Source organism: Armatimonadota bacterium, assembly GCA_020354555.1.
Taxonomy (GTDB): domain Bacteria; phylum Armatimonadota; class Hebobacteria.
Genome location: CP070648.1, coordinates 172,392 through 179,218 on the forward strand (window position 1 = coordinate 172,392; position 6,827 = coordinate 179,218).

At 65.9% G+C, this 6,827-nt stretch carries 6 protein-coding genes; 1 reads left to right on the forward strand and 5 read right to left on the reverse strand.

Annotated elements, in window-relative coordinates; genetic code table 11:
- Positions 1 to 322: 322 nt before the first annotated feature.
- Positions 323 to 2,791 (forward strand): NPCBM/NEW2 domain-containing protein, encoded by a 2,469-nt coding sequence (locus tag JSV65_00690; GenBank protein UCH34906.1) that lies wholly within the window; start codon positions 323 to 325, stop codon positions 2,789 to 2,791.
- 9 nt (positions 2,792 to 2,800) lie between these two features.
- On the opposite strand, the gene JSV65_00695 is transcribed toward JSV65_00690, so the two are convergent.
- The 5 genes from JSV65_00695 to JSV65_00715 all read right to left on the reverse strand — a co-directional run.
- Complete coding sequence (locus JSV65_00695; protein ID UCH34907.1) at positions 2,801 to 3,061, reverse strand: type II toxin-antitoxin system RelE/ParE family toxin; 261 nt, start codon at positions 3,059 to 3,061, stop codon at positions 2,801 to 2,803.
- Positions 3,042 to 3,308, reverse strand: coding sequence for a type II toxin-antitoxin system Phd/YefM family antitoxin (locus JSV65_00700; protein UCH34908.1), 267 nt, complete (start codon positions 3,306 to 3,308; stop codon positions 3,042 to 3,044). Before JSV65_00700 ends, JSV65_00695 begins: the two co-directional genes overlap by 20 nt.
- A 325-nt stretch (positions 3,309 to 3,633) precedes the next feature.
- Positions 3,634 to 4,587, reverse strand: coding sequence for a polysaccharide deacetylase family protein (locus JSV65_00705; protein ID UCH34909.1), 954 nt, complete (start codon positions 4,585 to 4,587; stop codon positions 3,634 to 3,636).
- 70 nt (positions 4,588 to 4,657) lie between these two features.
- Positions 4,658 to 5,485 carry an isochorismatase family protein gene (locus tag JSV65_00710; GenBank protein ID UCH34910.1) on the reverse strand — a complete coding sequence of 276 codons (828 nt, stop codon included), beginning with the start codon at positions 5,483 to 5,485 and terminating at the stop codon, positions 4,658 to 4,660.
- Between the two features lie 84 nt (positions 5,486 to 5,569).
- Positions 5,570 to 6,827 (reverse strand): DegT/DnrJ/EryC1/StrS family aminotransferase (locus JSV65_00715; protein ID UCH34911.1); only part of this gene is annotated, 1,258 nt, incomplete at its 5' end.

Consider the following 6,827-nt stretch of genomic DNA (forward strand, 5'->3'; position numbering starts at 1 on the left):
ACCGATTCGACGCAAAGCCGCCTAACGGAGTTCCGCGTCGCGTGGGATCGGCGGCCGGGACCGGGCAGCGCCCGGGGTGCACAGACGTTTGACTTGCGAGTGGCGCCGGGCTAGAATGCGCGCAAGGCACCGTGTGCCGGGGGCGGTGTTTGATGCGCGAGCGGGATGATCCGGCGCCAACCCGCGGCGATACTCCTCGGCGATTCGAGCGAGCTACCGTGCTCGGCTTGAGACGTACGGAGCTGACACAGTGAAGCGTCTTGGCATTGCTATGGCCGCGCTCTGCTGCATCATCATGGCCATTCAGACAGGAGGCTGGACGATGGAGAGTTACGACATTCCCGCCGCCGCTACGAACGACGCCGTCATGGCGAGCCCGGCGGAAGTGCAGGAGATGGCGGAGTGGGTCAGCATGGTCTTTGCCGGCGCCGTCCCGACGGGCGGGCCGCCGCGCGTGAGACTCGACGTGCGCCGCCAGGACTACAACGTGCTGCGGTTCGGGCAGTCGTGCATGGAGACGCCGATCAGGATCGGCGCGCAGGAGTTCGAGCGCGGGCTGGGGACGCATGCCAACAGCGAGATCGCCGTCATCGTGCCGTCCGGCGCAACGACTTTCAGGGCATTCGTCGGCGTGGACAACAACTACGACACCCAGGGCACGCGGGGCAGCGTTCAGTTCAGCGTCGAGATAGACTCCAAGGAGGTCTTCCGCACAGGCACGCTGCGCGGCGGTGACGAGCCGCTGGCAGTGAGCGCGGACATTCCGGATGGCGCTGCGGAAATCGTCCTCAAGGTATCCGACGCCGGGGACGGGCCGGGGTGGGACCAAGCCGACTGGGCGGAGGCGCGCTTCGTCATGGGCGACGGCAGCGTCAAATGGCTGGACGAGAACCAACGCGACACGATCCTCATGCACGCAGAACCGCCATTCTCGTTCGTGTACGGCGGCGCCCCGTCGGCGGATATCCTCAAGACCTGGGCGCGCACCGTCGAAACGAACGAGCGCGAGGATCGAGTAGAGCATCGGATTCAGTGGAAGGATCCGGCCACAGGCCTCAGCGTGAGCACGGTCACGACGGCGTTCAAGCACTATCCGGCGGTGGACTGGGTGCTCTACTTCGAGAATCACGGTCAGCAGGACACGCCGATCATCGAGGACATCCAGGCGCTCGATGTGCTGCTGCGCACGGGGAACTCGAAGCGCGCGGCGGTGCTCCATGGGCTGCACGGCGATTCGTGCGATGCGGACACGTTCGTGCCGTTCGAGACGAGCCTGGCCACGGGCGGCAACATCGACATGGCGCCAACCGGCGGGAGGCCGTCTTCGATCAGCGCGTTTCCTTTCTTCAACGTGCAGTACGCTGACGAAGGCGTCATCACGGCGATCGGCTGGTCGGGGCAGTGGGCGGCGTCGCTGGAGCGCTCCGAGAGCGGCCCGACGCGGCTGTGCGCGGGGATGGAACTGACCCATCTGTCCCTGCATCCCGGCGAGCGCATTCGCACGCCGCGCATCCTGCTCATGACGTGGCAGGGCGACCGCGTGACGGCTCACAATCGTTTCCGCCGCCTGCTGCTGTTCCACTACGTGCCGCAAGAGAACGGACGGCCGGTGCGCCTGCCGGTCGCGTCGCAGTGCTTCGACCGCTACAGCTGGACCCGGCCCGAATGGGCCACGGAAGCCGGCCAGATCAGCGCCGCAAGATTCGCACGAGACGTGGGCTGTGACGCGCACTGGCTCGATGCGGCGTGGTTCGAGAGCGGGTTCCCAAATGGGGTCGGCAACTGGTACTGCAAGCCGGATGAATTCCCGAACGGCTTGAAGCCGATCGCGGATGCGTGCCATGAGCTGGGCCTGCGCTTCGTCGTGTGGTTCGAGCCGGAGCGGGTCGCGGCGGGTTCACTGATTGCGCAGGAGCATCCGGGATTTGTGTTCGGCGGCGCGAACGGCGGCCTGTTCAAGCTGAGCGATCCGGAGGCGCGGCGCTGGCTGACGGATCTCCTCTCACAGCGCATCACCGAGTTCGGGATAGATATCTACCGCAACGACTTCAACATTGACCCGCTGTCATTCTGGCGCGAGAATGACGCCCCGGACCGGCAGGGCATGACGGAGATTCGTTACGTCGAGGGGCATTACGAGATGTGGGATGAGCTGCTCGCGAAGCATCCGGGACTCGTCATAGACAACTGCTCCAGCGGCGGGCGGCGCATTGACTTCGAGACAATCCAGCGCTCGGTGCCCTTGTGGCGCAGCGACACGAGCTGCTCGCCGGGGCATCCGGACTGGAACCAGTCCCAGAGCCACGGCCTGAGCATGTACGTGCCGCTGCACACGGCGTGCGGCTGGACGCCCGACCCCTATGAGTTCCGCAGTTCCGCCACGGGCGGAGCGATCTGCCAGTTCGATTATCTGCATCCGAGTTTCCCGGTCGGACTGGCGAAGGCGACGCTGGCCGAGGCAATGGAGAACCGCAAGTTCTGGTACGGCGATTTCTATCCCCTCACCCACTGCTCGACGGATGCGACGCACTGGGCGGCGTACCAGTTTCATCGGCCCGATCTCAACGCAGGGCTGGTGCTGGTGTTCCGGCGGCCGGAGTCGAACTACTCGGCGCTCGTCGTTGCCCTGCGCGGACTCGACGCGGACACAACCTATGCCGTCGAGTTCATTGATGATGCGCGGCACCGGACCGAGCGGACGCTGACCGGCCAGCAGTTGATGGCGAACGTGGAGCTCCGGCTCGCACAGAAGGGCACCAGCTTGCTGATTCGGTACAAGGCGGCCGGCTAGACAGGCGGGCTACGGACGGTAGGCGCGGCCGCGGTGGCGGATGTTTTCGACGGCGATCACGCGGTTCGCCGGATCGACCTGGTAGACGATGCGGTAATCGCCGACGCGGTAGCGGCGCGATCCTTCCAGGGGCCCCAGCAGCTTGACCCCTTGGGTGGGGTCCTTTTGAATGGCTCGCAGCGCGGCGACGACGCGGGATCGCACATCCGGGGCCAGATTGTGCAACTGCTTGGCCGCGCGGCGCGACAGCCTAACCGTCCAGGCGCTCAAGCAGGGCCTCCAGGTCTTCCACGCGGCCGGAGGCGATGTCTGCCCGCCCCTTCACGATGCCTTTCAACTCCTCAGGGTCGGCGAGCACCTCCAAGGTCTCCTTGACACTGCGATACTGCTCCTCACTCATGAGGACGGCGGCCGGCGCGCCCTTGCGGGTGAGGCTGAAAACCTTGCCCTGCTGCTGAGCATCTCTCACCAAGGCGAGCAGATGCTTCTTGGCTTCGCTGACGGACATGGTGGTCACGCGAGTTCCTCCTGCGCCTATCGCGCCTATTGTACCACAAAAATGGTCATCAGTCCCGGGGGCTGGAGGAAGATGAAGTGCACGACTGGATAGAGTCCCACAGGCGGGATGTCCCCGCGCCGGACCCTGCAGGCAGTGCGCTGTCGGTGTCACTGTTCTCGTTGCACATGAACGACTTGTGTCCTTATGAGGCCGTGGTAGCGCACACTTGCCGGTATCTGGTATCGCCCTGTCACGAGTATCCCGCATTCGCGCTCACGTTGCCGTGAGGGAACCTGAAACGAGGCGGGCTGGAGCGCGACCCTTCACGTCGGCCCCGCTACCCTCACGTCGCCACCAGCGCCACCGCATCGCGCAGGGTGCAGACCCAGGCCATGTCCGCCTTCTTCTTCTTCGACTTCGCCGCGCAGTGCTGAAGCAGCGCCGGGAGCATCTTGTTCTCGGGATCGTGGACGTAGTGCGAGTACGGATGCCAGCAGATGATCCACAGCAGGCCGTTGTCGTAGGCGTAATCCGCGGCGGCCAGGTTGTAGTCAATCCAGTTGTCGAGCGCGTCCGCCGTCGTCCACGGCGCGCGCGAGCCATCGGGCACCGCCTTGTGGCCCCACTCCGCGCGCCACGCGTCGTATAGCTCGCGATCCTCCATCTTGACCGTCTCGAACCACACGCGGTCGGTGAAGCCCTGCAAGGGAAATTCGACGAGCCCGGTGTCGTAGGCATAGGGCAGGTCGCGCCCCGCCGCTTCGACAGCTTTCTCCACGGGCTGCTGCGCCAGCGTGTTGTCGTACTGACAGCTCACCCAGTGAAAGCCGTTCCGGATGATGACGCGCTGGTTCTCGGGTTTGCCGCGCAGGCCGTCCTGATAGCCCCCCGGGCCGCGCAGCACGGTTGACTTCCAGCCCAAGCGCTTCTCGAAGAGCTGGTTGGTCAGCGCCAGCTCTTCGTCAAGCGTCTTGATATCGGGCGTCACGAGCGCGATGTGGGAGTAGGTGTGCGAATCAACGACGTGGCCGCGCCGCAGTATCTCGCGCAGGTAGGTGACGTCTTCGCTCTCGACCAGGCCGTTGCCGATCTGGAAGAAGTGCAGGCGGACGCCGTGCTGCTCGGCGGTGTTGCAGAGGCGGAACATGTAATCCTGGAGCGCGGGCATGGTGCAGCCGTGGCAGATGAGGTCCGGCGCGTAGCCGCCGGCCATGTCGGTGTCGTAGGTCAGGGCGATGGCGCAGCGAATGCCCTCCGGCATTTCGATCTGAACCGCGTTGCGGTCTTCACTCGTCATGATTCAGTCTCCTCCTCTCCGGCCGAGGGAGAGGATTGAGGAAAGGGTCACCGACGACGCCGAGGCACCCTCACCCTTCCCTCTCCCTGACAGGGAGAGGGGTGGCGCGACAGCCCAGCCGCGCGCACGCAGCCATGAAATCGTCGAAGCCAATCGTATCACCCCAGTGGGTTTCGATGAACCGCATGCCCCAGCGGGTCGCGATTCGGTCGTCGATCGTGTCGGGCTGCTCGACCCCGAGCGTCGCCTCGCGGATCAGCAGCACCCGATAGCCGAGCGAGAACATCGGCCCCACCCCGCCCGGCGCATTGAGGATGCACATGTCCGTGGCGAAGCCGGTGTAGATGAGATTGACGATCCCTTGCCGTCGCAGCATGCGGTCGAACTGCGAGGTCTGATGCACGACCGGCTCGTCGGGCAGCGCGGCGACGACTTCGGCGATATCCATATGCGCCAGCCCCGAGCGCGTCATGTAATCCTGGCCGTGGCTGCGGAAGAGGACGGCGTCGCGATGCCCAGGTATCGCCTCGGGCGCTGGATCGCCGGTTCCCGCGGGTGGGGGATCGGCGTCGCACGTGAACCACTTCGGGTAATTGGCCGCGATGGACTCGGCCTGCACGTGATACACCGCCAGCCCCGCAGCACGCGCTGCGTCCATCGCCGGCCGGACGACGTCGTGCATGACGCGATATGCCTCGTCAAGGCATACGCGGTGCCCCATGCCGACGCAGTACTGCGGATCAGCCTCCGGGCCCCCGGGGCAGCCGATGTCCCAGCAGTGAAGGGACACGAACGCGGTCTGCGCCGCGTCCAAGTCCAACGCCTCCTCCGTATATCCCGCCGACTCCATGGGGATGGTGCGGTAGTAACGGCCCTTGAGATTCAGGACGCGGCTCATGGTTTGCCCTACGGGTTCGATCGAGTGCGGCTTTCGCGAAGTCGCGAATGCCGCGCGCTCACGGTGCGCGCGCCGGCAATCGGGTTACGCCCGGTAATGCGCCACCACCTTCCCGACGATGCGTGCGATGTCCTCGACGTCGCGTTCGCTGTACTTCTCAGTGAACGGAAAGCGCAGCATATGATCCACATACCATTTCGCATTCGGGGTATCGGCGGCAGAGTAGCCGCGACCGAAGTAGGTATCGGACGCACCGCCGGGCAGCGCGCCGGCGCCGTACGTGCGCCGCAGGTCGTTGAGCAGGTCGTGACTGTCGGGCACGAGGTAGTAGCGGCCGGAACCGATGCCGCGCAGCCCCTCCGCGGCCATCGCGCGGGCGAGGTCCGGCAAGCCGACGCGCATTGCCTCAACCTCAACGAGGAAAGGATAGATCCAGTATACCGCATCGCCGCGCTCGGGCACGGGACTCGGTGTCACGCCGTCAATCTCGGCAAGCAGTCGCGAGAGCCGCGCGCCCAACTCCCGCCGCCGTGCCACCAGTTCCGGCAATGCCTCCAACTGCGCCATGGCGAGCGGCATGCGCACATTGTCGAAGCGGTAGTTGCATCCCAGCACCTTGTGGCGGCGGCCGTAGTCGGGGTCATCCACGTACGACCCACGGGTGCCGGCGAAGTTCGCGGCGCGCTGGTAGAGCTCCTCATCGCTGGTGATGATGGCCCCGCCGCTGCCGCACGACAGGTGCTTCTCGCCGTCGAAGCTGAAACACCCCATCGCGCCCAGTGTCCCCGCCTTGCGACCGGCGTACTCGGCGAGCGGCGCCTGGCAGACGTCCTCGATGATCGGCAGGCCACGCCGTTCCGCGAGGGCGACAATCGGCGCCATGTCGCACGTGATGCCCGCCCAGTGGACGACGGAAAGCGCGCGCGTGCGGTCGCTGATGACCGCCGCGATGGTGTCGGCGGTGATGTTGCCCGTGAGACGGTCGGTGTCGGCGAAAACGGGGATCGCGCGCTGGGCGACGATGCCGTAGATCGTGCCGTAGTCGGTGACGGGGCTGACGACGACCTCGTCGCCGGGGCCGGCGCCGCACGCCGCGCAGGAGACGTGGTTGGCGGCCGTGCAATTGGCCACGGACAGCGCGAAGCGCGCGCCGTTCGCCTCGGCGAAAGCGCGGTCGAAATCCGGCGCCTCGGTGAGCCCGCTGGCGATGAGGCGCTGGTAGTACTCCTGCGCCTTCGATGGCCGCCGGCGGGCAAGCGGCTCTGCGAGGTTGTAAAGCTGGTGGCATTTCTGAATCTGACGGCACGTCTCGGCCGACTCCACCAACTGAGGGTCGCGATCC

Excerpts from the sequence above, each read along its gene's own strand:
- JSV65_00690 (UCH34906.1), top strand. The coding sequence starts at position 323 with ATGGAGAGTTACGACATTCCCGCCGCCGCTACGAACGACGCCGTCATG.
- JSV65_00705 (UCH34909.1), bottom strand. The coding sequence starts at position 4,587 with ATGACGAGTGAAGACCGCAACGCGGTTCAGATCGAAATGCCGGAGGGC.
- JSV65_00710 (UCH34910.1), bottom strand. The coding sequence starts at position 5,485 with ATGAGCCGCGTCCTGAATCTCAAGGGCCGTTACTACCGCACCATCCCC.